This window comes from Lentzea sp. NPDC058436 (genome assembly GCF_042721515.1).
Classification (GTDB): domain Bacteria; phylum Actinomycetota; class Actinomycetes; order Mycobacteriales; family Pseudonocardiaceae; genus Lentzea.
Genome location: NZ_JBHXLF010000016.1, coordinates 103,856 through 128,320 on the forward strand (window position 1 = coordinate 103,856; position 24,465 = coordinate 128,320).

Genomic DNA, 24,465 nt, shown 5'->3' on the forward strand with positions numbered 1-24,465 from the left:
TGGTGCACTGGACGTCCGCCGTCAGTTCGCACGAGGTGTGATCTTGCCTCGTGGGAGAGAGGCGGTTCCGTTGCGCATCAAGGTGATCAGCGTTTTCGCGGTCCTGGCTGTCGGGTTGGGGACCACGGCGGCCGGTGCCGCCACCACGTGGCCGGGTGACTCGGCGGTCAAGGTCGCTGACGGGTCGAACGTGTTCGGCAAGAACCTCAGCGGGGTGTCGTTCGAGAGTGCCGGGGTCGTGTGGGCGGTGAAGAACGGGCCGTCGACGCTCTACCGGCTCGTGCCCAGCGGAAGCACGTGGAAGGTCGACTCGAAGCGGTCGCTCACGTTCAAGAACGGCGAGGGTGATCCGGACGCCGAGGGTGTCGTCAGCACGCCGGACGGGGTGTTCGTCGTCAGCGAGCGGGACAACGACAACGGTGACGTCAGTTCGCCGATGGTGTTGAAGGTCAGCGGAACCGTGGCCGAGTGGAAGCTGCCGGGGATGCCGTCGGTCGATCCCAACGAGGGTCCCGAGGCCATCTCGTGGATTCCCGACTCGTTCCTGACCTCGCAGAACTTCAAGGACGACACCGGCAAGCCCTACGTCCCCGCCGACTACCCGGGGCACGGGACCGGGTTGTTCGCGGTCGGGCTGGAGGCGACCGGCGGGATCTTCCTGTACGCGTTGCAGGACGGCGGGGCGAAGCTCGTCTCGAAGTTCGCGAGCGGGCAGGCGCAGGTCATGGACCTGGAGTGGGAGAACAACAGGCTGTGGGCCACGTGCGACGACAACTGCAGCGGCAGGTCGACCACACTCGCGATCAGTGACGGCAAGTTCAAGGTGACGGCGACGTACGACCGGCCCTCGAAGCTGCCGAACGTGAACCTCGAAGGCTTCGCGCTCTCGCCGAGCTGCGTCAACGGCAAGAAGGTCGCCCTCTGGTCGGACGACGACAACACCGACAAGCACGCGCTCAGGAGCGGTTCGCTGAACTGCACGGCCTAACAGCCGGGTTGTCGGGGTGCGGAACTATGCTCCGCGCGTGACCGCACCCCACATCCCCGGCCTGACCGCGCTGAGACCGCTGGGCGCGGGCGGGTTCGCCACCGTCTACACCGCCCACCAGGCACAACTCGGCCGGGACGTCGCCGTCAAGATCGACAACCGGGTGCTCGTGGACGAACGGGACCGGAGGCGGTTCCTGCGCGAGGCGCGGGCCGCGGCCAAGTTGTCGGGGCATCCGCACGTCGTCGGGGTGCACGACGCGAACATCACGCCGCAGGGCACGCCCTACATCGTCATGGAGCTGTGCACGGGCGGGTCGCTCGCCGACCAGCTCGACGCGCGGGGTCCGTTGCACCCCGACCAGGTGCGCGACCTGGGCATCAAGCTCGCGGACGCACTCGCCGCAGCACACCAGGAAGGCGTGCTGCACCGGGACATCAAGCCCGCCAACATCCTCGTCGACCGCTACGGCACGCCGAAGCTCGCCGACTTCGGGCTGGCGGCGCTGCTCGACGCGCAGGGCGGCAGCACGGTCACGCGGGACGCCCTGAGCCCCAGCTACGCGCCGCCCGAGGCGTTCGCGATGGCCGAGCCGACGCCGCAGGCCGACGTCTACTCGCTCGCCGCCACGCTCTACACGCTGCTCGCGGGCAAGCCGCCGCGACCGGTGCCGTGGCCGATCACGTCGTTCGACCAGCTCGGCGAGATCCTGCGCAGGCCCATCACCGCGGTCAACGGGGTCCCGCCGGCACTGCACGAGGCGCTCGCGAGGGCACTGCACCCGGACGCGAACCTGCGCACGCCGAGTGCCGCGCAGCTGCGGGACGAGCTGACCGACCCGATGCGGATGCCGACCGTGCCCGTCCCTCCCCCGCCGAAGCGCAAGAGGTGGCCGCTGGTCGCCGCGGCGGCGGGGTTGGTCGCCGTGGTCGTGGCGGGCGTGCTGATCTGGAACCCCTTCGGCGGCAAGCAGCAGACGAACGCCCAGGGACCTGGAGCGCAGACCACGCAGCCCGTTGGCGCCGAGGACGTTCCGCCGTTCCTCAAGAAGTGCGACGGCGGGTTCTGCATCGACAAGTCGACGTGCTTCCGCGGGATCAACACCGTCGGGGGCCAGGCTGCGACGGCGCGGAAGGTCGGCAGCTGCGCGGACGAGCACTACTGGGAGGCGTTCGGAGGAGGCTGGCTCTCCGGGGAGATCCCGGCGGTCGACTCGGACGAACTCGCGGCCTCGGCAGAGGTGAAGAACATCTGCACGCCCGCTCTGATGAAGGCGAACACCAGACCGACCGTCGACACCACCAGCTGGGAGATCACCGCTGTCGGGTACGCGGACGGCTCTCGCAACTACTTCCTGTGCTTCGGCGCGGAACCCGGCGCGGGCGAAGTCGTGACCAGCGCGTTCGGCAGCTGACTAGGATTCCCCGGACAACATCCTCTGGGGGGATCATGAAGAAGCTCCGCGCGCTCGCCGCGTGCCTCGCCGTCGCGGGTTCCCTGGTCGTCAGCGCACCGGCCGCGCAGGCCGCCGGCAGCTGCTACCAGTCAGGCGGTCAGGCCGGCTACGGGACGACCTACACCTGCAACATCTGGCGTGGCAACCACCTGTGGGCGATGTTCGGCGGCGGCACGATCACGCCCGTGGGCAACGTCCAGGGCGTGCTCAACGCGGGCAACAGCTGGTTCATCTGCCAGCGCAGGTTCGGGATCACGCTGACGTACGGAACCAGCGGTGGCGACATCGTGAACAACTGGTTCGGCTACACCTTGGGAGACAACGGCTACTGGGGCTGGGTCAGCGCGACGCACTTCTCCGCCGGCGGGAACATGGAGCCCGTCCCCGGACTCGGCTACTGCCCGGCGGGGTTCGGCGACACCGCGACCTACCCCGGTGAGCGACCGAGGCCGAACACCTGGGAGACACCGGGTCCTGATCGCGAGAAGAAGATCGCGATCTCCTAGGAAATCCACTTGCGACGGTCACTAATGTAGATCGACGTGCGTGTTCACGCCGATTTGATCATTGCTGGATTCCGAAGGTACTCGACCTACCGACAAGCGATGCTGGCCGGAATGACCACGAACGTGGTCTTCGGCCTGCTGCGGGTCGCGATCCTCGTCGCCGCTCTCAAGGCGGCGAACGGGGAGATCGCGGACTACGACATCGCTGCCACCAACACGTACGTCTGGATCGGGCAGGGGCTGCTCGGGTTCGTCCTGCTGTGGGGAACCAACGAGCTCGCCGAGCGCGTGCGATCCGGTGACGTCGTAGTAGACCTTTACAGGCCGTGGAACCTGCAGGGCGCCCTTCTCGCGGAGGACGTCGGGCGGGGTGGCTACGCGCTGATGACACGGCTCGTGCCGCCGATGGTGTTCGGCATGCTGCTGTTCCCGTTCCAGTTCCCCGCCACCGCGAAGCAGTGGCCGCTGTTCGGCATCAGCGCGCTGCTCGCGCTGGTGATCAGCTTCGGCTTCCGGTTCCTCATCGACATCAGCTCGTTCTGGCTGCTCGACAACCGGGGGCTGTACGGGTTCTGGAACGTCTCGTCGGGTCTGCTGTGCGGCCTGACGGTGCCCATCGCGTTCTTCCCCGAATGGGCTCGTGACGTGCTCTGGATGACGCCGTTCCCCGCCGTCCTGCAGGCGCCGATCGACGTGTTCCTCGGGCACGGCGATCCGGGGAAGCTCCTGCTGCTGCAGGCTTTCTGGGCCGTGGTGATCCTGGGGATCGGCCACTTCACGTTGCAGCGCGCCATGCGGAAGGTGGTGCTGCAGGGTGGCTGAGTTCATCTACCCGAAGCTCATCGGGGCGCGCCTGCGCAGCCAGTTGTCCTACCGCGCGTCGTTCGCGATCGACTTCGTCACGCAGGTCATCGCGCAGGGCTACGAGCTGGTCGTCATCCTGATCCTCTTCACCCAGATCAACGCGCTCGGCGGCTTCTCGCAGAACGAGGTGCTGCTGATGTACGCGTTCGCGGGGGCCGCGTTCGGGGTCGCGGACCTGTTCGCGGGGCAGCTCGACCACCTGCCGACCTACATCCGCACGGGCAACTTCGACGTGCTGCTGATGCGGCCGCTCAGGACGTTGCCGCAGATCATGTGCTCCGACATCAGGCTCAGGAGGGTCGGGCGCATCAGCGGCGCGCTGGCGGTCATGTTCTACGCGCTGGCGCACGTGCCGATCGACTGGTCGCCGGCGAAGGTCCTGCTGACGGTTCTGACGCCGGTCGCGGGGGCTGTCATCTACAGCGCGGTCTGGGTGGTGGCGTGCTCGATCTGCTTCTGGATCGTCGAGGGACGCGAGTTCGCCAACGCGGTCACCTACGGCAGCAACGCCTTCACGTCGTACCCGATCAACGTCTACTCACGGCCGTTGCGCTGGCTGATGGCGTTCATCGTGCCGGGGGCGTTCGTCGCGTACTACCCGAGCCTCGCGCTGCTCGGGAAAGAGGATCCGCTCGGCCTTCCCGGCTGGGTCGGCTGGACATCACCGCTCGTCGCGGCACTGGCGGCGGGGGTCGCCGCGCTGGTGTGGCGGTTCGCGGTCAGGCACTACCGGGGAACGGGATCATGATCGAGGTCAGGGAGCTCCGCAGGGAGTTCAAGGTCGCCACGTCGAAAGGCCTGCGGCGCAACTACAAGACCGTCACGGCGGTCGACGGCGTCACGTTCGGCGTGCAGGCGGGCGAGGCCGTCGGGTACGTCGGGCCGAACGGCGCCGGCAAGTCCACGACGATCAAGATGCTGACCGGGATCCTGGTGCCCACCAGCGGTCATCTCACGGTCAACGGGGTGGACCCGTCGAGGCAGCGGCGCGATCTCGCGAGGCGCATCGGTGTGGTGTTCGGCCAGCGCAGCCAGCTCTGGTGGGACCTGCCGCTCAAGGACAGCTTCGACCTGCTGAAGTCGATCTACCGGGTGTCGGCGCAGGACTACAGGACGCGCCTCGACGAGTGCGTGGAGCTGCTCGGCCTGCAGGAGACGCTCCAGACCCCGGTGCGGCAGCTCTCGCTGGGGCAGCGAATGCGCGGCGAGATCACGGCCGCCCTGCTGCACGCCCCCGAGCTCCTGGTGCTGGACGAGCCGACGATCGGCCTGGACCTGGAGTCGAAGGAACGCCTCAGGGAGTTCCTCGCGGACCTCAACACCCGCCGCGGCACCACGCTCCTGCTCACCACGCACGACCTGGACGACATCGAACGCCTCTGCCCGCGGCTGATGGTGATCGACCACGGCCGGGTGCTCGCCGACGGCCCGCTGGACGAGCTGCGCGCCGAGGTCACCCCGGACCGCGAGCTCGTCATCGACCTGCGGGAACCCGGACCGGCGCCGGACGTCCCTGGAGTAACGGCGGTGCGCAGCGAGGCGAACGGATTGCGACACCACCTCACGTTCAGGAGAGCGGAGACGACGGCGGCTCAGTTGATCACGCAGGTGGTGCGGCAGGTGGAGGTCCACGACCTCGCCGTCGTGGAGCCCGAAATCGACGACGTCATCCGCAAGCTCTACCAACGGCAACTCGATCAAGACGCACGTCGGTAGAGTCGTAGTCAAGAAAACCGGACACTTCGGTCAAGGAGAGCGAATGCGCGTAGTCGGAACGCTGGCAGCAGCCGCCATCGCGTTGGGCAGCCTGACGGCCTGCGACACGCTCCAGGGTGTCAGCGACACCGCGGACAAGGTGAAGCTGTGCGCCGACGCGGTCCAGCTGGTGGGCTTCTCGCCGGACATGAGCGACCCGCAGAAGGCGCTGGAGGACACCCAGGCCAAGGCGAAGGAGCTCGAGACCCTCGCGAACTCCGCGCCGGACGAGCAGGTGAAGAAGGCTCTCGAAGAAGCGGCCAACGGCATGCAGAACGTCAGCTCCGCCGCTGACTGGGTGCAGCAGAAGGCCGATCTCGTAGCGAAGGTGTCCGCCGCCTGCGGTGGATGAGCACTTGAGCCCTGTTGCGCACCTCCGGTATCGGCCTAGGCTTTAGCGCGTTCATCGCGCAGGCCTCGGCCGCACACCGGAGGTGTTGCAGCACCATGCAAGCAACAGTGGGTGACAGGCTCCACGTCCACAGCCGTTCCATCGGACTCGAGGAACGCCTGGGCGAAATCCTCGAAGTGCGCGGGAGCGACGGACATCCGCCGTACCTCGTCCGCTTCAACGACGGGCACGAAGGGCTGGTGTTCCCCGGACCCGACTGCGTCGTCGAGTCGCGGGGCGCGGTCTAGCCCAGCACCGTCGCGATCAACTCCTCGGCGAGCTGGGGAGTCGCTGCCGCCACGCCCGACCACCGGTGGGTCAGGTCGGGTTCGAACGTGAACGGCCTTCCGCGCAGGTCGACCAGCACCCCGCCCGCCGCGGGGACGGTGACCAGCGCCGTCGCGAGGTCCATGATCCGGTGCGTGTCGCTGCCCGGATCGATGAACGCGTCGATGGTGCCTTCCGCGACCAGCATGGTCTCCAGGCAGGTCGTGCACAGCACGCGGATGCGGTCGGCGCTGTTCGCGATGCGCAGCCACGCGTCCTGAGTGCCCTTCTTCGGACGCATCAGGCACACCGACGCGCCCTTCAACGTCGTGCGTCCGGTGGTGCGGAACGACGTCGGCACCCCTGTGCGCGCATGCCACGCACGGCCCGTGTCGAACCACGTCGTCAACGCTTCTTTTGCCGTGCCGTCTTCCACGAGCGCGCCGGCGAAGCACGAGAGAGGCACGCCGAACGCGGCGTTCGCGGACCCGTCGACCGGGTCGATGACGAGGGTGATCGAGGAGCCGTTGTCGACGAACCCGGCTTCCTCGGAGAGGAGGTTCACGCGATTGCGGTGGATCGACTCCAGGATCGCGTCCTCGACGATGCGGTCGACGCGCATCGTCGGTGTTCCGTCGGCGCCGTCCGCGACTTCTTCGCGGAGTTCGAGGCGCGTGTGCAGAGATCGGGCACGCCCGTACGCCGCCGACGCCGCACGGGCGGCGTCGGCGAGCGCGGGATGTACGTCGTCGGAGAGCTGCGGCTGGGGAACGTCCCAAGGAATCAGCACGTTCCCCACCCTGCCACGTCTCAGATCAGGCCGAGGCCCTTCACGGCGTCGCGCTCCTCGACGAGCTCGGCGACCGAGGCGTCGATGCGGCCGCGGGAGAACTCGTCGATCTCCAGGCCCTGGATGATCTCGTACGAACCACCCGAGGTGCGGACGGGGAACGACGAGATGATGCCCTCGGGCACGCCGTACGAACCGTCCGACGGGATGGCCATCGAGGTCCACTCGGTGCCGTTGACCCAGTCGTAGATGTGGTCGATGGCGGCGTTGGCGGCCGAAGCGGCCGAAGACGCGCCACGGGCCTCGATGATCGCCGCGCCGCGCTTGGCGACGGTCGGGATGAAGTCGTTCTCCAGCCACGCCTGGTCGTTCACGGCCTCGGCGGCGGTCTTGTCGCCGACCTTGGCGTGGAACAGGTCCGGGTACTGGGTGGCCGAGTGGTTGCCCCAGATCGTCATGTTCTGGATGTCCGTGACCGCGACGCCCAGCTTCTTGGCGAGCTGCGACAGGGCGCGGTTGTGGTCCAGGCGCGTCATCGCGGTGAAGCGCTCGCGCGGGACGTCCGGCGCGTGCTGCTGGGCGATGAGGGCGTTGGTGTTGGCCGGGTTGCCGACCACGAGGACCTTCACGTCGTCAGCGGCGCCGGCGTTGATCGCCTCGCCCTGCGGCTTGAAGATGCCGCCGTTGGCCTCGAGCAGGTCGCCGCGCTCCATGCCCTTGGTGCGGGGGCGGGCGCCGACGAGCAGGGCCACGTTCACGCCGTCGAACGCGGTCTTCGCGTCGTCGGTGATCGTGATTCCCTTGAGCAGCGGGAAGGCGCAGTCGTCGAGCTCCATCGCGGTGCCCTCAGCGGCCTTCAGCGCGGGCGTGATCTCCAGCAGCCGCAGGTTGACCGGGGTGTCCGGGCCGAGCAGGTGGCCGGAAGCGATGCGGAAGAGCAGTGCGTAGCCGATCTGGCCGGCCGCACCGGTGACAGTGACGTTCACGGGCGTGCGGGTCATGAGCCTTCCCGAATGACGGTCCTCGTTGACGTCGGGCAGGTCGCCCGGCGTCCCGCACGTTACCAACACGTGCACTCTGCGAGAGTGTGAGAGTGGACAACCTGCTCGAAGAGGTTGGCGAGGACTACTCGGACGCCAACCTGCCCAATCAGCACTGGGAGAAGCGGTCTTTCACCGACTGCGACTTCACCGAGGCCGATCTCCGCGAACTCGTCACGGCGGGGTGCACGTTCACCCGGTGCGACTTCACCCGGACGGACCTCGGCGAGTCACGGCACCAGGCGACGGCGTTCCGGCAGTGCACCTTCGACCGCACCGTGCTCACCCGGTCGGCGTTCGACTCGTGCAGCCTCATGGGGTCGAACTTCGTCGACTGCGTGCTGCGGCCCGTCACGTTCACCGAGGTGGACTTCACGCTGGCGTCGTTCGTGAGGGCACCGCTGTACGACCTGAAGCTCGGCGGTCAGCGGTTCCGCGAGACGAACCTCAGCGAGGCCGACTTGCGCAACACCGACCTGAGCCAGGCCGACCTGATGGGCGCGCGGCTGCTCGACGCGAAGCTGGAGGGCGCCGACCTGCGCGGGGCGAAGCTGGACGCGAACGGGCTCCGGCAAGCGAAGCTCGCCGGAGCCCTGATCGACATCGACACGGCGATCGCGTTCGCCGCGGCTTACGGACTAGTTGTCGGTTGATCCCGTGATCTCCACGAGGACACCGTCCGCGACCATCTCCTCGACCGACTTCGGCAGCAGGTAGGCGGTGCCGCCACCCGGCTGCTCGAACCACGGCACGGCCACACCGGTCAGCACCTCGAGCGGGCGGCGCAACCGGTACACGCGGTACGGGCGGTTGATCCACGACGGCACGAGGCTGCGTTCCGGGAACGGCGTGCCCGCCACGTAGACGAGGTTGCCGGTCTGGTCGCCGTAGCGGTCGACCTCGGTGCCCGCCGGCAGCTCGAACATCTGCTTGTGGCGGAACAACGTCAGCGGCGGCTCGCCCGCGAGCGGCGAGATCGGGAACTTCCGCTTCGACGGCTCCTCCTGCGACACGGCGGCGGCGACCGGTGAGGGTGCCTGCTGCGGTGCGGGTGGTGGCACGGACTGCACCTGCGTCGGTGCCGCGGCCTGCGGCATCGGCGCGGGCGGGGCCTGCTGGGGCATCGGCGGGCGCTGCGGCGGCACGGGACGGCGCGGCGGCTCCTCGCGGAAGCCGTTCGTCATCGGCCGCTGCGGCGGGCGCGGCGGGATGGTGCGGAAGTTGCCCAGCACGAGCCTGCCGATCAGGTACGCCGACGCGTCCTCGACCTTGTCGAACCGCACGGGGTTCTTGGGGCCGTGGTCGAACCAGCTCACCTCCCAGCTGTCGCCTTCGAGGCGCAGCGTCCAGGTGCGGTCGGCGGGTTCGCCACCGATCCGGAACACGCCGTGCGGCACGTTGAGGTCGTCCAGCGCACGGCGGGTGCCCGCCAGTTCGCGGTCCTCGTCCTGCGTGACCTGCCGCGGCGGCTTGACCGGTTCGGGCTCCGGCTCCGGTTCGGGCTCGGGTTCCGGCTCCGGTTCGGGCTCGTTGAACAGCGCCGCGTCGAACTGGGTGGTCTGCTCTGACCTCGTCGGCGCGGGGACGACGACCGGCGGCGCCTCGGGCTCCGGTTCGAAGTGCGAGTCGAGCTGGGAGTCGAAGCGGGTGTCGAGCTCGTCGTCGAACTTCGTCGTCTCGAACGACGTCGTGGACTCGATCTCCTCCTCGGCGAGGTCGGGCTCGTCCTCGGCCACCGGGACGACCGGGTGCTCCTCGGTGATCTCGGCCTGGCTCTCCAGCGGCTCGTCGAGGACCGGGCTCCACGCCATCGTGTCCTGCATGACGTCGCGCGGACGTTCCTCGGTCTCGGCGTCGAGGTGGTCCGTGAGCTCGGCCTCGCGGTGGTGCGTGAGGAGCTCCGGCTCAGCCTCGATGTGATCCGTGAGCTCCGCTTCGCGGTGGTGCGTGAGGAGCTCGGGCTCGTCAGGCCCTGCCGTGGGGATCTCGGGTTCCTCGGGAACGTCCACGTCCAGACGTTCGTCCTCGGGGGCCGTTTCGTTCGGTTCGTCGGCGACGGGCTCCGGAACGCTCTCCTGGACGCGCTCGGGAGCGACCTCGGCGACCGGTTCCGGTTCGAGGTCGGCCGGGTGCGGCGCGAAGAGGTCCATGCCCGCGCCGTACGTGTCGCGCAGGGTCCTGTCGTCGACCGTGTCCGGCACGCCGTCGGAGTCGAAGACCACGCGGTAGGGAGGGCCGTCACCGGCCAGCGGCGGCACGGCCACCGCGAGCGTCTCGCCGAGGTCGGGCTCCGGCTTGGCCTGCGGCTGCTCGGCCACGCGCGGCGGTTCGGGGTACAGCGGCTCGAAGTCGTACTCCTCCTCCGGCTCGCTCGCGGCCTCGGGCTTCGGCTCGGCCTCGAACTTCGGCGCCGCGACGAACTGCGTCTCCTCGGCGGCGGGTTCGGGCTTGGGCCTGGGAGCCGGTTCGGGCTCGACCGGCACCGGCACGACGGTGCCGGGAGGCGCGGCGGGAGCGCCCAGGTTCGCGGCGGCGCCGAGCCTCGCCTCCTCGGAGATCTCCGGCAGGGTGAAGCCGGCGGCACGCGCGCGTTCGACCAGTTCGGGCTCGGGCGGCACGCCGTACTTGCGCAGGTAGTACGCGACCCCGGCGGGCCAGATCCACACACCGTCGGTCTGGAAACCCGACGGCACGACCGGCGGCGCGTCCGGGTGCAGCACGTCCTTGTCGAAGCCGCGCCCGGCCACGGCGACCGGCGCGTTCGACAGGTACGCGAGCAGCGGCGCGACCTCGGGCTCCGGCACCGGCGGCCGGTTGACCGACGGACGACCGTTCGGTCCGGCGCCGTCGAACACGCGGACCGTGCGGAACGCCGGCGTCGGCGGGCTCAGCCTGCGGCGCAGCCAGTCGGGGACGTTCTCCTCGGCGCGCGGGAAGAACCGCATCTCGTCGACGTACGCCTGCTGCGGAGGAGGCGTCTGCCAGCTCGGTTCGGCGCGGTCGAAGTCGAGGTTGTAGCTGGACGGGTGGTCGAGCTGGTACCGGGCGTTGGTCCAGCTGCCACGGCCCTCGCGGTGCATGCCGGCACGCAGCCGCGCGAACAGCGAGGCCACCTCCTGCGGTGCCTGCCAGGCGCGTTTGCTCCCGTCCTGCAGCCGGAGCTCGGCCTCCAGTTCGAAGTACCGGCCGGTGGCTCGGTACTGGGCGATCACACTTCGCCAGTCCTCTGGTGCGGCCCGCATCAGAGTCAGGCCGATCTGCTTAACCAGAGCGTCCTGCTCGGTAGGGTTCAACGGCTTCGGCTCGGACACGCCAACATCTTCCCCCGCAACTCGCCGGATCGCACACGTCCCCCGCCGCTGCGCCGATCGGGGCAGGCCCGACCATAACGTGGGCGACGTGCAAGGTTAAAGCTGATCAAGAACACTTTCGTCGCGGGTGGAGGACATGTGGCGCGGTCCGCGCAGGTGACCGGTGGTCTGCTGGCGGCGGCGGGCGGGGTGGCGATCGCGGTGCAGGCGCGCGTCAACGGCTCGCTCGCGCAGTCGCTCGGCAACGGGCTGCTGGCCGCGTTGATCTCCTTCGCCGGCGGGTGGTTCGTGCTGCTCGCGGTGGTCCTGTCGCGACAGTCCGGGCGGGACGGCCTCACGCGACTGCGCGACGCGTTGCGGAAACGGCGCATCCGGTGGTGGGAGTGCGTCGGTGGCATCAGCGGCGCGGTGCTCGTCGGCTCGCAGGGCCTCGCGGTCGCGACGATCGGTGTGGCGGTGTTCACGGTCGCGGTCGTGATCGGGCAGGTCGTGAGCAGCATGGTCATGGACAACCTCGGGGTAGGGCCCGGCGAGCCGAAGCCGGTTACGAAGACTCGTGTCGTCGGAGCGGCCGTCGGTGTTATCGCCGTCACGATCGCCGTGTCGAACCAGTTCACGTCGCCCGGCGCGTTGTGGCTCGCGGTGCTTCCGCTGGTCGCGGGGCTGCTGATGGGCTGGCAGCAGGCGGTGAACGGACTGGTGCGCGAGGCCGCGGCGAACTCGGTGGCGACGATCCTGGTGAACTTCAGCGTGGGCGCGGCGGCATTGCTGCTGGTCAACGCCGTGACGTGGAGCGGGGTGCCCGGCGCGTTCCCCGCGGACTGGTGGCTGTACCTCGGCGGGTTGCTGGGCATCGTCGGTGTCGGCGGTGCGATCACGTCCGTGCGGTTCATCGGCGTGTTGATGGTCGGGCTGTGCGGCGTGTGCGGCCAGCTCATCGGGGCCGTTCTGCTCGACGCGGTGAGCGGCCACCTGGCGTTGCCGACCATCATCGGCGTGGCGCTGACGCTGGTGTCGGTGGGCGTCGCCGCGCTGCCCAGTGGGAGGATGAGGTCGTGACTGCGACGCTGCTCAACGGCAACGAAACCCGGAACGCGCTGTTCGAGGACCTCAAGGCGCGGGTCGCCGCGCTGCCCGGCTCGGTCGGTCTGGCCACCGTGCTGGTCGGCGACGACCCCGGCTCGCACTCGTACGTCAAGGGCAAGCACCGCGCGTGCGAGAAGGTCGGCATCAAGTCGATCCGGCGCGACCTGCCCGAGTCGATCACGCAGGAGGAGCTCGAAGCCGTCATCGACGAGCTGAACGCGAACCCCGAGGTCACCGCGTACATCGTCCAGCTGCCGCTGCCCAAGCACCTCAACGCCAACGCGATCCTGGAGCGCATCGACCCGGCCAAGGACGGCGACGGCCTGCACCCGGTCAACCTCGGCAAGCTCGTGCTCGGCGAGGAGGCCGCGCTGCCCGCGACCCCGCGCGGCATCGTGGAGCTGCTGCGCCGCTACGACGTGCCGATCGCGGGCGCGAACGTCACCGTCATCGGTCGCGGCGTCACCGTGGGCCGCCCGATCGGCCTGCTGCTGACCCGGCGTTCCGAGAACGCCACCGTGACGCTGTGCCACACCGGCACGAAGGACCTGGCCGCGGAGGTGCGCCGCGCGGACATCGTGATCGCGGGCGCCGGCAGCCCCGGCCTGATCACCGCGGACATGGTCAAGCCCGGCGCGGCCGTGGTCGACGTCGGCATCACCCGCACCGAGGCGGGCCTCGTCGGCGACGTGGCCCCCGAGGTCCGCGAGGTCGCCGGCTGGCTCGCCCCGATCCCCGGTGGCGCCGGTCCGATGACCGTCGCGATGCTGCTGACCAACACCGTCGAAGCCGCCGAGCGCGCCAGTGCAGCGGTCTGACGCGCAGGCGCTCATGGGCGAACAGCGCTGGCGTTCCGGTCCCGGCAAGCACCTGCCGTTCGCGCTGGTGCTCGGGGTCGGCGCGCTCGGGCTGGTGCGGATCTTCCAGTACCACTGGCGGCAGGGCGCCGTGCTGCTCGGCGTGTCGTTGCTGGTCGCGGCGGTGCTGCGGATCCTCGTGACCGACGAGCAGGCGGGTCTGATCAAGATCCGCGGCCGCGGCATGGACGCGTTCCTCTACTCGACGCTGGGCGTCGTGGTGATCGCCGTCGCCCTGACGATCACCGGCGGCCCGCTCAGCCGATAGCGCGGTTCACCAGGACCTCGACGAGCTCGTCGAGGTCCATCGGCGCGACCACGTCCGGCAGCGTCAGCCGTTCGTAGATCAGTCCCGTCATCGCGAAGTACAGCGAGATGACGGTCATGCGGTCGCCCGGCAGCTTCGAGTCCTCGTTGAACGCGACGTTGTCCTCGATGTTGTCGGCGATCGTCCTCGTGAGCGCCGCACGGATCTCGGGCCTTCTCGTGGCCTCCAGCCGCAGCTCCATCATGGCGAGGTAGCAGGCCTTGTCGGCGTCCGCGCGCTTGATGATGTCGTGCATGAACTTCACCGTCAGCGACCTGTCGCGCGGCAGCGACAGCGACTCGGCGACGGACTCGTCGGACGGCATGAGCCGCACGTGCACGCGCGTCATGACCTCCGACATCAGCTCGTCGCGGTTCGCGAAGTAGTTCGACGCCGTGCCCGCCGGCACCTCCGCCTTCGCGTCGATCGCGCGGTAGGTCAGCCCCCGCGCGCCCTCCAGTGCCAGGACGTCGATCGCCGCGTCCAGCAGAGCCGTCCGCCGTGCCTCGTTCCGGACCACGTTTCCTCCTTGACAACCACTACAGCCATAGTACTACAGTTGTCGTGGTTAGAGACCATCAAGGGGGATGATCGTTTTGCGAAAGCTCGTCTACTACGTCGCCGTCACGCTCGACGGGTTCATCGCGGCCGAGGACGGGACCTTCGACGGGTTCGTCTTCGAAGGCGACCACATGGCAGGCATCAACGCGCACTACCCGGAGACGCTGCCCACCCAGATGCGCGAGCCGTTCGGGCTGGCGGACGCGCCGAACCAGCACTTCGACACCGTGCTGATGGGCCGCCACACCTACCAGGTCCCCGGCGGACTGGCCTCGCCGTACGCGCACCTGCGGCAGTTCGTCGTCTCGACCCTGGTCACCGACACTCCCGAGGACGTCGAGGTGATCCGCGAGGACGTCGTCGGCCGTGTGCGGGCGCTGAAGCAGGAGGACGGCCTCGACATCTGGCTGTGCGGCGGCGGCAAACTGGCCGCCCAACTGCTGCCCGAGATCGACACGCTGCTGCTGAAGATCCATCCGGTGGTGTTCGGGCGAGGCATCCCGTTGTTCGACGGGAAAGCCGACATCAGGAAGCTCCAGCGCACCGACGCGCGACTGTTCGAGAGCGGAGTTTCCTTCATGACCTACTCGCGAATTTAAATGATTGACGGCGTGCCCGTCCCACCGCAATACTTGTGCCACACACCGAGCCGAAAGGGGACCGCGATGACCAGCACGCCGCAGCGCCGACCGTCGTCGCGACCGTTCGCGCAGGTGAGCTCCTTGTAGTGGCGTGATGTGAGGCCACTCGGGGAGCCGCCCGTCGGGAGACCGACCAGGGCGGCTCTCTTTTTTGTCGCGCATTTATCTTGCCCTTGTAGCTCAATGGAGAGAGTGCGGCGCTACGAACGCCGAGATTCAGGTTCGACTCCTGGCAGGGGTACTCGCGGATGCGAGGGAGACGGCAACCCGCCTCATTTGGGATGAGGACACACCGCGTTCGACTCGCGGGCATCCGACAAAAGAAAAGTGGACACGACGGATGGGCCGAACGAGGGTCCATCCGTCACCCACTGGCCTGATCCGGGTGGGCAACCTGCCCCGAATCGGTGCGTCCTGTGCTTATCTGCACCGAAACCGGACACCTGGGGGACACCCGATGAGTTGCATCAGCAGACGCACAGTCCTGATCGCCGGCGCCACCGCCGCTGCCGCGACCGTCCTGCCCACCACCGGAACCGCGTTCGCCGCCGCGGGCGCGCAGAGCCTGCCGACCGGCGGGAGCTTCGTCACCATCGTCGCGCACTCCGACGACGACCTGCTGTTCATCAACCCGGACATCCAGCCGTCCATCCTCTCCGGACTGCCGGTGCGGACGATCGTGCTGACCGCGGACCAGTACGACGGGTGGTCGAACCCGCCGCTGACCCCAGAGCAACTGGCCGCGAGCGTGCGGGAGGGCCAGCGCTCCGCGTACGCGACGCTCGCCGGCAAGCCGAACAACTGGACCCGCGCGACCAAGGAGGTCGCGACGATGGTCGTCGAGGTCGACACCCTCGTCGGCGCGCCGAACGTCCAGTTGATCTACCTCAACCTGCCCGACGGCGGCAGCGTCAACCCGAGCTACAACAAGGCGCTCGAAAAGCTGTGGAACGACCCGTTCTACGCCTCGCCGACGATCATCCCCACGGGCGGCCCGGTCCAGGTCGCGCAGTGGTACAACCAGGCCGACCTGCACAACGTGCTGGTCGCGTTGCTCGACGAGTACCAGCCGACGGTGATCCGCATCCAGGACCCGCTGCCGAACCTCGCCTTCCCGAACGAGGGCGCCGAGCACACCGACCACGTCCAGACGGCCAAGTTCGCCACGAAGGCCGTGAAGACCTACGAGGGCACGACCGCGAGCGGGTTCGTGCTGTTCACGCGCTACCGCTGCTACAACATCGCCGCGTCACCGAGGAACGTGCCGCCCGCCCTCCTGGGCCCGAAGAGCGCGGCCTACCAGGCCTACGCCGACCACGACCCGGTCACCGGCCCCGCGTTCGACGAGCACGTGTTCCACAACTACCACCGCTGGCCGGTGTCCGCGCCGTGGGCGATCACCGACGGAACGGGCAAGCTCCACGCGTTCATCGCCGCCGGCGACTCGATCATGTGGTGGCACCAGGCCGTCGGCGGCGCCTGGACCGGCCCGGTGATGCTGCGCGGCGGCACGTTCGCACCGGGCGTCGCCGTGGCTCTCAACGGATCCGGCCTCGTGCACGTCGCCGTGCTGGACCTCGACACCGGCTCGATCCTCGTCTCCGGCCAGTCCTCACCGGGCGGCGGCTTCGGCACGTGGACCAACGTCGGCAACCCCGACGGCGCCACACCAGCGTTCGGCACGCCGGGCCTCGTGCTGAGCGGCGACGGCGTCCTGGAAGTGTTCGCCATCAACAAGAACAACGGCATGAGCAACGCCTGGCAGAACGGCAACGGCTCGTTCAGCGGCTGGATCTCGTTGTCCGGCAACACCGCCATGATCGTGTCGCCACCTGTCGCGTTCACCTCGACGACCGGCCGGCTGCACCTGTTCGGCGACGCCAACGGCCAGATCAACCACTGGCAGCAGAACCTCGGCGGGTCGCTCACGTACAAGTCCATCGGTTCCGTGGAGTGCACGCACGCACCCGGCGTCGCGATGGACGGCAACAAGGTGCGCGTGCTCGTCCGCGAACACACCGACGGCGCCGTCGGCACGGTCGCCGAGGGGTCGAGCAACGGCACGTTCGGCGCCCTCGCCCACCTCGGCGGTCAGGGCGGTCTCGGACCGGTGTCCGCGGTGACGTCCGGCGGCGGCTCTTCTGCGCGTGTGCTGGCCTTCGCGCGCAACGACGGCTATGGGATCAGCGTGGCGCGTCAGACGTCCGGCAACACGTTCGCGCCGTGGGAGGACCTTGGCGGGTATGCGGAGGTTGGGCCTGCCGCCGTGCGTGACGCCTCTGGGTTCGTGCGGGTGCTTGTGGTCGGTGGGGACGCGAAGTTGTACGAGCGCAAGCAGACCGCTGTTGGGCCGACGGGCGCGTTCGGCGCCTGGCAGCTCTGCGGGAGCTAGCCGCGTTGCAAGACGGGAACGGCCGGTACCGATCCGACGGCACCGGCCGTTCCCGGCTCAGCTCGGGTCACCGCGCAGACGCGCGGCCAAGCGTTCGATCTCCTCGTCCAGCTCACTTTCGCGCTGAGCTCTGGCTTGGCGATCAGCGACGTCGAGTCGCTGCATCCGGCTGTGCCGCTCGCGGTTGATCCTCTCCAGCCGCACGTCCATGATCGCTGAATCGCGCCGCTCGAACAGGTTGACGTGGCCGCTGTGCAACCGCTTGTCCGCCTCGATCTGCCTGGCGATCAACTGGTCGTAGGTGGTCGACCCGTTCATCCACTTGGCCAGCACCGGAAGGCAGTCGAAGAGCACCAGCAGCAACCGGAGCGCCCAGTGGCCAAGGGTCACGGGGAGGCTCTCGTCCGAGAGTTCGCCGAGTGCCTCGAACTCTTCGAGGATGCCGGTCTTGACTCGGTTCGCCTTCCGCTCTTCGACCTTCTTGTCGATCGCCTGGGTGACCGCAGAACCGTAGGACGCCTCGGTCGACTGCAACTTGGCCTTGAGGCCGACGATCTGGGTGTCGAGCCCTCCGAGCTCCACCTGCCGCTGGTCGAGCCGCGTGTCCTTGCGGTACTGGTCAGCACTGTTGCGGTTGCGGGTGCACTCGGGTCCCTCCCCCGGGACGCCCGTTGTCAGCGCTCCCGCGACCCCCTTGCACTCGGCCTGCGCGATGGTCTCGAGCTCGTTCCACCTCCGCAGGTACTCGTCGACCTCCTTCTTGAGTTCATCCCGCTTCACGACAAGGCCGTCGTACTCACCGCGGACTGCGCTGAGGGAACTCGCGAGGTTGAGGTGGAAGTCGCCGCATTCAGGGGTGTCGACAACCTTGCCGTCCGACGGATTGCACGCCTTCCAGGTGCCCGCATAGCGCGCGATCTCGTCGGCACGGCTGTCCTCGACCTGTTTCTCGATCGCCGGGTGGAAGACCCAGACCACCAGAGGTTCGGCAATGGTGAGCCCGAGCAGCACCGAGATCACCAGGCGGGGCAGGAAGACGATGAAACGTGCGCCGCTCGCGCCGTGCATGCTGGCGATCAGCCAGCTGTCCAGGTTGATGATCATGAGTGCCCAGAACACCGCCACCGGGGCCACGGCGAGCACTCTCCACCACGCGTCGCCGCCTAGCAGCTGGGTGAGCACGACCAGGATGGACAACCCGCTGAGCGCGCCCGTGGTCAGCACGATCATGCCCATCTTGGTGTAACGCGGGCGTTCCTCCGGCGCCCAGTCGAGCACGTCCTCCTTGATCCCGATGACGGAGCGGAGCCTGCGGCCGAAGCCCAGGTCGGGAAACGCGGGCCGGTACGGGCTGACCGGGATCTCGGTGAGGTCCTTCGGCAGGGCTTCAGTCGGCATTCTCTTCCCTCAGCTCGTCAGCCACACTTCGCTCGTCCACGAGCTCCTTCTGCCGTTCCTCCGCGACGATCTCCGGTTCCAACGCCGGCGGGGTCATGTCGAGCACGTCCGCGACGATCTTCTCGATCGGAAGGTTCAGGGTGTCCAGATGCCCACGTGCGGCGAGGTTCTGCACGAGCTGGACGTTCGCGTCGAAGCGCCGCCGTTCGTCCTCACGCTCAGCGGTGTAGCGGCGCAACCGCTCGGCGCGCGCCGCGTCCTGGTCGTACCGATCCGACTCCAGCTGGAGTCGCTGGTGGTCGAGATCCCGTTCCCTCTTCATGAGCTCGTACTCGCGGTCACGCGCTTGCCGGCTGTCCGCCAGCGCGCTTTCCCGATCGGCCTCGTTCCGGAGTTCGCTGACGAGCTCCCGCTGGTCGAGCTTCCCGCTCGCCAGGGCGTACAGCAGCGCCTTGCGGGTGTCTCCGTCCACCAGTTCCAGATCGCGCTCGAACTGGTCGCGCTCGAACTGCCTGCGCGCGCCCGCTGACCTCAGTTCGTGCTGGTCGTCCGCTGCCTCGATCAGGTGGGCGTGCCGGCGGTCGACCGCCTCCAGGTCGTGCCGATGACGCTGGTCGCCCACCTGCACGGTCCGGTCGTGACCGCGCTGGTCGAGCTCGGTCTCGTTGCGGTGGCGCCTGCGGACCTCGCCCAGCGTCTGGTCGTCACGCTCGGACTCGTAGACGAGGCGGTGTGCTTGAGCCTGCTGCTTGAGCGCCAGCACGTGCTCGCGTTCCTTGTCACGCACGGTCTTCTCGAACTCGACGAGCTCCTGCGGCGTCAGCACCTCGACGCCCGCGAGCCCGATCGTCATGCCCGGCACGGTGATCGGCCGGACTTCGAAGTAAGCGCGGACCTGCGCTGAGACGTCCCGGATGACCTCGTTGATGTCCGAGAACTTGCGCGCCAGACCGAGTTCGAACAGGCGCTGGTGGCTGGTCAGGTAGCTGTGCAGCACGACGGCGGCGTTGACGCCGTCCCGCACCGCGACCACGGGATCGTTCACCGTGCAGGTGAACGTGACGTGCACGGTGAAAGCGCTCGCTTCGCCGCTCTGGATGCTGACGGCGACCAGCACCGGAGCGTCGCGGCTCATGTCGACGAGGCTGACGTGCGATGCACGGACGACCTGTTCGTCGCGCGGGCCGAGCCTGCCGTAGTCCGGCACGTACTCACCGTCGACGCGGAACACGAGCATCTCGTGCGCCGCGGGCTTCGGCAGTTCATCCGGCTCGCGGAACTTTCTGCCCATCCCGAGCGGCCCCCGCTTCGGCGATGGGGTCAGTGGCCAGTGCGTCACGATGGGATAAGGACGGGTCATGATGTCGGCCCCTCGGTGTTCCTTCGGTTCTGCAACGTTTCGAGCAACACGTCGATCAGTGCGCCCTGATCGCTGTACTTCTGCCGCTGGCGTACGACGTCCAGGGACTCGCGCAACGGCACCAGTTCCGTGGCGGGCACCGCATTCGCCAGCGCCACGCCGAGGGCTTTCGCCTCTTCGGGCGAGAGCAGATCCACGGCTCTCAGCAACGCGTGCACTGCCTCACGGCGGTGCGGCCGGCTGACCAGCACCGCAGCCCAGAGTCGGGCGACCAGGTCGAGTCGATCCGGCCGGTTGTGGATGAAGTCCTGGATCGCCAGCCGGTATCGCGGTCCTCCTCGAACGGCGAGCACCGCGAGGATCACCTTGGTCACCAGCTCACGGCTGCGCAGCTGAGGTGGCCTGACCTCGAAGTCGTCGAGCACACGGACGAGCAGCCCTAGCGCGACCGCACCGTGACCAGGCTCGTGGACGAGCGTCGCGAACAGCACCGCGAACGCCCGCACGTACGCCTCCGACTCGGAATCAGGGCTTCGTTCCAGCAGCTTCCAGACCCTGCGCACCGCTTCGATCGGGAACTTCGCCGCCAGCTCCCCGCTGAGCGCGATCGCGGCGGTGAGGCGCTGCGATCGAGAACTGAAAATCGTCCAGCCCCGGACGATGCGCAACGCGACAGGTGCCGTGTCCTCGTCGAAGCACATCAACCACAACACGATCGCTGCGGTGTCGCGGCCTTCCTCGCTCAACTCATCGCGCGACCACGGTTCGAGGTAGGACTCCTCGACCTCAGCCGCGTCAGTCGTGGCCAGCAGTGCCAGACCGCGCGCGACCTCGAAGTCCGCCCCGCCCGCGACGATGTCGTGTATCCAGACCTTGACCGCGTCCCAGAACGGAGCCGGCATCCTCTTGCTGAGCTCGGCGAGCACACGAACCCGGCAACCGGCGTCCTTGAAGGTCAGGACGCGGATCGCTGTCTGCTCGCGAATCAGCCTCTCGGTCTTCATCAGGCTGTCGTTGCCGAGCCGCCGGGCGCGGGACTGGTCGAGCACGGGTTCGGTGCCGCCCTCCACAGGCTCCTGTTCCGGCAGCGGAAGCTGCTTCTCCAGCTGTGTCTCCAGAGCCGCCAGGCGCGACTCGAACTCGCGCTCGGTCATCCCCGTGCCGAACGCAAGCGCCGCGATCTCCACGATCTCCTTGCGGGTTCGGGGCTGGTCGAACCACTCGCGCGCGCTCTGTGCCGCCATGATGTCCAAGTGCCGCAACGCTTCCTGCACCGGCTCGCCTGCCGCGACCCGTGCCGCCACATCGGCCAGGTCGTCCATGGGGCAGTCGTCGGGAAGCACCGTCACGAGTTCCTTCACGACGTCAGCGTCCTCACCGAGGTGCGCGCGCAGCACCGTCTCAACGCGGACTCGTTCCCAGAAGACGTGTTTCACCGCACCTGAGGCGTCAGCCGCGGAGGCGGTGCGAGTGATCACGAGAAACGCACCTGCCTCCCGCACGGCTTCCCGGGCAGCCGTCCACGCGAAGTCCGTGTCCGCTTCTTTCGCGGTGTCGACCTGGTCGATCACGACGTAGCCGTGACGAGGTTCGTACGTCCTCGCAGCGAGCTCCTTGGGCGTGATGACGGGCGAGAGCGCGAACAAGGGTCCTTCGGTACGAGCGAGGAGCATCGACAACGCGGCCGCCCGCTTACCGGAGCCACGCGGCCCGCTGATGACCACGACCTGGTCATTGGCCAGCGCCGCCTCAGCCCTCGCCTGACATGGGGGCGCCACGTAGTGCTCGAGCTCCCGGCGGATCTCCAGCAGATCGAGCTTGCCCGTGTCGGGGCCGAGGCGCCTGCCCCGTCCGCCGGACTCCGTCGAGCCGAACGTGCCGTTCGCCGCGTGAACGATGTCGTTGAACACGTTCAGCGCATCAACCCTGATGGTTCCCGCCGGCAAGTCGTTCTCGCGGGCCGGACCACCGTCGCGCGGCTTGTCGTCGTTCTCAGCCTCGGCCGTCACGCACCACTCCGAACACTCCGTGAGGCGCGAACACCCGGTCCTCGAACTTGTTGAACACCTCAGCGTGAATCGCCTGACCATCCGAAGTGGACTTCACGACCGGAGTCGGCGTGGAGGGCAGGGGTCTTGTCGCGGCACCGGGCAGAACCACCCAGCCGCGTTCCGCGAAGGTCTTGACCTTCACCTCGACCGCTTGGAAGTCACCGACATCGAGACCGCGTTCGCCGTGGACGACCACCTCGCGGTAGAAGCGGTCGGAGATGATCACACCGAGCCGGGCGTCCGGTGAGCCGGACATGGCGTCGCGCAACGGGCGCGCGTCCCGCAGACGCGCCGCTCCCACCACCGCGTCCCCCTGGACGTGCGGCGGGTTGACGACGACCTCGCCGAAGTCGACCGCCATCCGCAGCCTCAGCCGGTACTTCTCGGCGGCCGCGCGGTTCACCTCTGCCAGCGCGATGGCGATCTCGCGCAGGACGAAGTCGGCGAGGATCCAGGACCGGGAGACTTCTGCGCCGATCACCATCGTCGCGCTGTCCCCGTCCACTCGCCGGAAGGCGGAGGCCAACGGGTGTCCAGCTGCGTTCGCCGCAGAAAGGGCCAGGTCGAACATGGTGTCGTGGACCGAGTCGAGATGGGACTGACGGTGTCGCTCGCCGGACGAACCGACCACGTCCGAGCTGATCACCGTCTTGGAAAGGGCAAGCGAGGTCACAGGACTCCTCAGGTGCTGCGCTGGTGTGGTGGTCACCCTGAGACGCACTCCGCCGAGCCACCACATCCTGTGATGGATTTCGAACGGATCGCACGATTCAGGCAACCGGGGCAAGGGACCTGCACGCGGCCGTACCGCGTGGTGACGAGATTCCGGTCGCGCAAGCGCCTCAGCGATCGATGCGTCGCGACGAGCGACGCCGTGGCGAGCTGCGCGAGTTCGCACTGTCGCAGCGGAACCTGAACGAGCGTCCGCGAGGATCCCTCGACGAAGAACACGATCATGTCCGTCAACGCCTGCAGCACACGGGTGTCGACACACTCCGAGGTCATGGCTGCTGTGTGGCTCTCTGCGGCGCGAAGTCGAAGTGTGACCTGCCTGGTGACCTCGCGCGCGGCTATGGGATGTTCGTCGAGGTATTCGAGGAACCTGCTGCGCGCGATCTTCACGCCCGATACCTTTTCCTGGGCGAGCACGGAAGCCGACCGCACTCCGCCATCAACACACGCGATCTCACCCAACAACTCGCCGGGTCCGCGAACGGCGAGCAACCGGGTACCGCCCGCGTGGTCGTTGCTCAGGACCTTGACGACGCCAGAGCGGACGATGATCACGCAGTCGCCCTCATCCCCCTGCCGCATGAGGTGGTCACCAGGTCGGTATTCAACCGGCCTCCCTCGGCCGACCAGTTCGGCCAACTCCCGTACGGGCAAACGAGTGGCGAAGTTTCCTCCGTCACGCATGACTCCCCTTTCCGCATACGGTCAGCGCACGCGAAATTCCAGGCGGATCAGAAACCATGTTGTGCGCACGCCAAAGCCTGCCCAAAGACAGGAACTCACGCGATGTCGTTCAGCACGGTTCTTCTGCGTCAAATGGCACACTCGACGCCATCGCGCTCAGCGCCTCCGGCGCAATGATCACCAATTTTCGTCGCCGGGTGAGCACGACACCGCGATCGCGAAGTGTCCGCAGGCCTCGCGCGACAGCCTCACGTGACGCGCCGATCGCCCCGGCCATCTCCTGCTGGGACAGTTGTACGGCAATTTCCACACCGTCCGGCGCCACGGAGCCGTGCTGGCCCGCGAGCCTCAGCAGGAACGCGGCAAGCCGCTCGGTGGAGCTGTGCGCCGCCTGCTCCAGCCGCCGGTTGTCCGCCCTTCTCAGGCGGTCGGCGATGTGTACCACCAGCGCGATCGCGATGGCCGGCCGCTCGTGCAGCGCTCGGACGAACCGTTCCGCGGTGAGCAGGACGGCCTCGGTCCCGCCGAGCGTCCACACGTTGGCGGAACGCGGCCTGCCATCCAGAACCGCGACCTCACCGAGCACGTCGCCACTGCCCCGCATCGCGAGAACGGCCTCGTATCCCGACGGCGCCGTCATTGTGACCTTGACCCACCCGTCGACGACCAGCAACACATGACCGGCAGGGTCACCGTGCCTGAACAGCGCCTCGTTCGCCCCATAACTGCGCGACGATCCCAGGCTCGTCAACCAATTCCAGTCGTCCTGACCTATTCGACCGCGAAACGTTCCCGGCGTCGGCCCACTGGCGCCCTGCACTCATCCCCCAGATTTCTGTCGAAGCAACGCGAGACACCTTGCTTGACTCCGGCGGAAGATTTCTAGTTACTGCGGCGTACGGTCTTCATTCGTCACCGAACGGTTACGAACTTCAGCCTCACTTCAGGATCGGGGATTCGACCGAATCCTCGCGAGGGCAAGACGTCCCCCGAGCATCTGATCGGCGGTGCGTCAATCGACACAGAGT

General features: G+C 68.2%; 24 protein-coding genes and 1 tRNA gene. 15 read left to right on the top strand and 10 right to left on the bottom strand.

What is annotated here, in order from left to right; translation table 11 throughout:
* Positions 1-43: 43 nt before the first annotated feature.
* The 8 genes from ACFWN2_RS35655 (at position 44) to ACFWN2_RS35690 (ending at position 6,208) form a co-directional block, all read left to right on the top strand.
* Positions 44-988 carry a hypothetical protein gene (locus ACFWN2_RS35655; RefSeq protein ID WP_382434993.1) on the top strand — a complete coding sequence of 315 codons (945 nt, stop codon included), beginning with the start codon at positions 44-46 and terminating at the stop codon, positions 986-988.
* Positions 989-1,025: 37 nt separating this feature from the next.
* Positions 1,026-2,402 carry a serine/threonine-protein kinase gene (locus ACFWN2_RS35660; RefSeq protein WP_382434994.1) on the top strand — a complete coding sequence of 459 codons (1,377 nt, stop codon included), beginning with the start codon at positions 1,026-1,028 and terminating at the stop codon, positions 2,400-2,402.
* Positions 2,403-2,437: 35 nt separating this feature from the next.
* Positions 2,438-2,950, top strand: a complete 513-nt coding sequence (locus tag ACFWN2_RS35665) for a hypothetical protein (RefSeq protein WP_382434996.1) — start codon at positions 2,438-2,440, stop codon at positions 2,948-2,950.
* A 111-nt stretch (positions 2,951-3,061) separates the two neighbouring features.
* Positions 3,062-3,772, top strand: coding sequence for an ABC transporter permease (locus tag ACFWN2_RS35670; RefSeq protein ID WP_382434998.1), 711 nt, complete (start codon positions 3,062-3,064; stop codon positions 3,770-3,772).
* Complete coding sequence (locus ACFWN2_RS35675; RefSeq protein WP_382434999.1) at positions 3,765-4,562, top strand: ABC transporter permease; 798 nt, start codon at positions 3,765-3,767, stop codon at positions 4,560-4,562. Before ACFWN2_RS35670 ends, ACFWN2_RS35675 begins: the two co-directional genes overlap by 8 nt.
* Positions 4,559-5,530, top strand: a complete 972-nt coding sequence (locus ACFWN2_RS35680) for an ATP-binding cassette domain-containing protein (protein WP_382435000.1) — start codon at positions 4,559-4,561, stop codon at positions 5,528-5,530. The genes ACFWN2_RS35675 and ACFWN2_RS35680 overlap by 4 nt, the downstream gene beginning before the upstream one ends.
* A gap of 43 nt (positions 5,531-5,573) precedes the next feature.
* Entirely contained in the window at positions 5,574-5,921 is a 348-nt protein-coding gene (locus ACFWN2_RS35685) for a hypothetical protein (RefSeq protein ID WP_089914991.1), read from the top strand.
* A 95-nt stretch (positions 5,922-6,016) separates the two neighbouring features.
* Positions 6,017-6,208 carry a DUF1918 domain-containing protein gene (locus ACFWN2_RS35690; RefSeq protein ID WP_382435001.1) on the top strand — a complete coding sequence of 64 codons (192 nt, stop codon included), beginning with the start codon at positions 6,017-6,019 and terminating at the stop codon, positions 6,206-6,208.
* Here the strand turns inward: ACFWN2_RS35690 and ACFWN2_RS35695 are convergent.
* Both ACFWN2_RS35695 and ACFWN2_RS35700 read right to left on the bottom strand, forming a co-directional pair.
* On the bottom strand, positions 6,205-7,017 hold the full coding sequence (locus tag ACFWN2_RS35695; protein WP_382435002.1) for an inositol monophosphatase family protein: 813 nt from the start codon (positions 7,015-7,017) through the stop codon (positions 6,205-6,207). The two genes, ACFWN2_RS35690 and ACFWN2_RS35695, sit on opposite strands and share 4 nt — an antisense overlap.
* Before the next feature lie 20 nt (positions 7,018-7,037).
* The gene (locus ACFWN2_RS35700) at positions 7,038-8,018 is read right to left on the bottom strand and encodes a malate dehydrogenase (RefSeq protein WP_189154450.1); all 981 of its coding nucleotides are present in this window, start codon (positions 8,016-8,018) and stop codon (positions 7,038-7,040) included.
* Between the two features lie 92 nt (positions 8,019-8,110).
* Here ACFWN2_RS35700 and ACFWN2_RS35705 point away from each other — a divergent pair, with 92 nt between their 5' ends.
* Positions 8,111-8,710, top strand: a complete 600-nt coding sequence (locus ACFWN2_RS35705; protein ID WP_382435032.1) for a pentapeptide repeat-containing protein — start codon at positions 8,111-8,113, stop codon at positions 8,708-8,710.
* Here the strand turns inward: ACFWN2_RS35705 and ACFWN2_RS35710 are convergent.
* Positions 8,696-11,368: a glycohydrolase toxin TNT-related protein gene (locus ACFWN2_RS35710; protein WP_382435003.1), complete on the bottom strand. Its 2,673-nt coding sequence runs from the start codon at positions 11,366-11,368 to the stop codon at positions 8,696-8,698. The two genes, ACFWN2_RS35705 and ACFWN2_RS35710, sit on opposite strands and share 15 nt — an antisense overlap.
* Before the next feature lie 138 nt (positions 11,369-11,506).
* On the opposite strand from ACFWN2_RS35710, the gene ACFWN2_RS35715 reads away from it, so the two are divergent.
* Genes ACFWN2_RS35715 through ACFWN2_RS35725 form a run of 3 tightly spaced genes read left to right on the top strand, consistent with a single transcriptional unit; the run spans position 11,507 to position 13,579 of the window.
* The gene (locus ACFWN2_RS35715) at positions 11,507-12,427 is read left to right on the top strand and encodes a DMT family transporter (protein WP_382435004.1); all 921 of its coding nucleotides are present in this window, start codon (positions 11,507-11,509) and stop codon (positions 12,425-12,427) included.
* Positions 12,424-13,272: a bifunctional methylenetetrahydrofolate dehydrogenase/methenyltetrahydrofolate cyclohydrolase gene (locus ACFWN2_RS35720; RefSeq protein WP_382435005.1), complete on the top strand. Its 849-nt coding sequence runs from the start codon at positions 12,424-12,426 to the stop codon at positions 13,270-13,272. Before ACFWN2_RS35715 ends, ACFWN2_RS35720 begins: the two co-directional genes overlap by 4 nt.
* 13 nt (positions 13,273-13,285) lie before the next feature.
* Positions 13,286-13,579, top strand: a complete 294-nt coding sequence (locus tag ACFWN2_RS35725; RefSeq protein WP_191298395.1) for a DUF3017 domain-containing protein — start codon at positions 13,286-13,288, stop codon at positions 13,577-13,579.
* On the opposite strand, the gene ACFWN2_RS35730 is transcribed toward ACFWN2_RS35725, so the two are convergent.
* Positions 13,569-14,138 carry a TetR/AcrR family transcriptional regulator gene (locus tag ACFWN2_RS35730; protein WP_382435006.1) on the bottom strand — a complete coding sequence of 190 codons (570 nt, stop codon included), beginning with the start codon at positions 14,136-14,138 and terminating at the stop codon, positions 13,569-13,571. The two genes, ACFWN2_RS35725 and ACFWN2_RS35730, sit on opposite strands and share 11 nt — an antisense overlap.
* Positions 14,139-14,205: 67 nt before the next feature.
* On the opposite strand from ACFWN2_RS35730, the gene ACFWN2_RS35735 reads away from it, so the two are divergent.
* The 3 genes from ACFWN2_RS35735 (at position 14,206) to ACFWN2_RS35745 (ending at position 17,212) form a co-directional block, all read left to right on the top strand.
* Positions 14,206-14,778, top strand: coding sequence for a dihydrofolate reductase family protein (locus ACFWN2_RS35735; protein WP_382435007.1), 573 nt, complete (start codon positions 14,206-14,208; stop codon positions 14,776-14,778).
* A 211-nt stretch (positions 14,779-14,989) separates the two neighbouring features.
* Positions 14,990-15,061, top strand: a tRNA-Arg gene (locus ACFWN2_RS35740).
* 216 nt (positions 15,062-15,277) lie between these two features.
* Positions 15,278-17,212 (top strand): PIG-L family deacetylase, encoded by a 1,935-nt coding sequence (locus tag ACFWN2_RS35745; protein WP_382435008.1) that lies wholly within the window; start codon positions 15,278-15,280, stop codon positions 17,210-17,212.
* Between the two features lie 57 nt (positions 17,213-17,269).
* Here the strand turns inward: ACFWN2_RS35745 and ACFWN2_RS35750 are convergent, their stop codons facing one another.
* The 6 genes from ACFWN2_RS35750 to ACFWN2_RS35775 all read right to left on the bottom strand — a co-directional run bounded on the left by ACFWN2_RS35750 (position 17,270) and on the right by ACFWN2_RS35775 (position 24,257).
* Complete coding sequence (locus ACFWN2_RS35750) at positions 17,270-18,610, bottom strand: DUF4407 domain-containing protein (RefSeq protein ID WP_382435009.1); 1,341 nt, start codon at positions 18,608-18,610, stop codon at positions 17,270-17,272.
* Positions 18,600-19,901 carry a hypothetical protein gene (locus ACFWN2_RS35755; RefSeq protein WP_382435010.1) on the bottom strand — a complete coding sequence of 434 codons (1,302 nt, stop codon included), beginning with the start codon at positions 19,899-19,901 and terminating at the stop codon, positions 18,600-18,602. The genes ACFWN2_RS35750 and ACFWN2_RS35755 overlap by 11 nt, the downstream gene beginning before the upstream one ends.
* Before the next feature lie 65 nt (positions 19,902-19,966).
* On the bottom strand, positions 19,967-21,979 hold the full coding sequence (locus tag ACFWN2_RS35760; protein ID WP_382435011.1) for a hypothetical protein: 2,013 nt from the start codon (positions 21,977-21,979) through the stop codon (positions 19,967-19,969).
* Positions 21,963-22,694, bottom strand: a complete 732-nt coding sequence (locus tag ACFWN2_RS35765) for a hypothetical protein (RefSeq protein WP_382435012.1) — start codon at positions 22,692-22,694, stop codon at positions 21,963-21,965. Before ACFWN2_RS35765 ends, ACFWN2_RS35760 begins: the two co-directional genes overlap by 17 nt.
* A gap of 32 nt (positions 22,695-22,726) precedes the next feature.
* On the bottom strand, positions 22,727-23,437 hold the full coding sequence (locus tag ACFWN2_RS35770) for a Crp/Fnr family transcriptional regulator (RefSeq protein ID WP_382435013.1): 711 nt from the start codon (positions 23,435-23,437) through the stop codon (positions 22,727-22,729).
* Between the two features lie 109 nt (positions 23,438-23,546).
* Positions 23,547-24,257 carry a Crp/Fnr family transcriptional regulator gene (locus ACFWN2_RS35775; protein ID WP_382435014.1) on the bottom strand — a complete coding sequence of 237 codons (711 nt, stop codon included), beginning with the start codon at positions 24,255-24,257 and terminating at the stop codon, positions 23,547-23,549.
* Between the last annotated feature and the right edge of the window lie 208 nt (positions 24,258-24,465).

Bases quoted from the DNA above. Each gene is read 5' to 3' on its own strand.
- ACFWN2_RS35665 (WP_382434996.1), top strand. From the start codon at position 2,438: ATGAAGAAGCTCCGCGCGCTCGCCGCGTGCCTCGCCGTCGCGGGTTCC.
- ACFWN2_RS35755 (WP_382435010.1), bottom strand. From the start codon at position 19,901: ATGGGCAGAAAGTTCCGCGAGCCGGATGAACTGCCGAAGCCCGCGGCG.
- ACFWN2_RS35770 (WP_382435013.1), bottom strand. From the start codon at position 23,437: ATGCGTGACGGAGGAAACTTCGCCACTCGTTTGCCCGTACGGGAGTTG.
- ACFWN2_RS35690 (WP_382435001.1), top strand. From the start codon at position 6,017: ATGCAAGCAACAGTGGGTGACAGGCTCCACGTCCACAGCCGTTCCATC.
- ACFWN2_RS35745 (WP_382435008.1), top strand. From the start codon at position 15,278: ATGAGTTGCATCAGCAGACGCACAGTCCTGATCGCCGGCGCCACCGCC.
- ACFWN2_RS35750 (WP_382435009.1), bottom strand. From the start codon at position 18,610: ATGCCGACTGAAGCCCTGCCGAAGGACCTCACCGAGATCCCGGTCAGC.
- ACFWN2_RS35735 (WP_382435007.1), top strand. From the start codon at position 14,206: ATGATCGTTTTGCGAAAGCTCGTCTACTACGTCGCCGTCACGCTCGAC.
- ACFWN2_RS35680 (WP_382435000.1), top strand. From the start codon at position 4,559: ATGATCGAGGTCAGGGAGCTCCGCAGGGAGTTCAAGGTCGCCACGTCG.
- ACFWN2_RS35700 (WP_189154450.1), bottom strand. From the start codon at position 8,018: ATGACCCGCACGCCCGTGAACGTCACTGTCACCGGTGCGGCCGGCCAG.
- ACFWN2_RS35685 (WP_089914991.1), top strand. From the start codon at position 5,574: ATGCGCGTAGTCGGAACGCTGGCAGCAGCCGCCATCGCGTTGGGCAGC.
- ACFWN2_RS35725 (WP_191298395.1), top strand. From the start codon at position 13,286: ATGGGCGAACAGCGCTGGCGTTCCGGTCCCGGCAAGCACCTGCCGTTC.
- ACFWN2_RS35670 (WP_382434998.1), top strand. From the start codon at position 3,062: ATGACCACGAACGTGGTCTTCGGCCTGCTGCGGGTCGCGATCCTCGTC.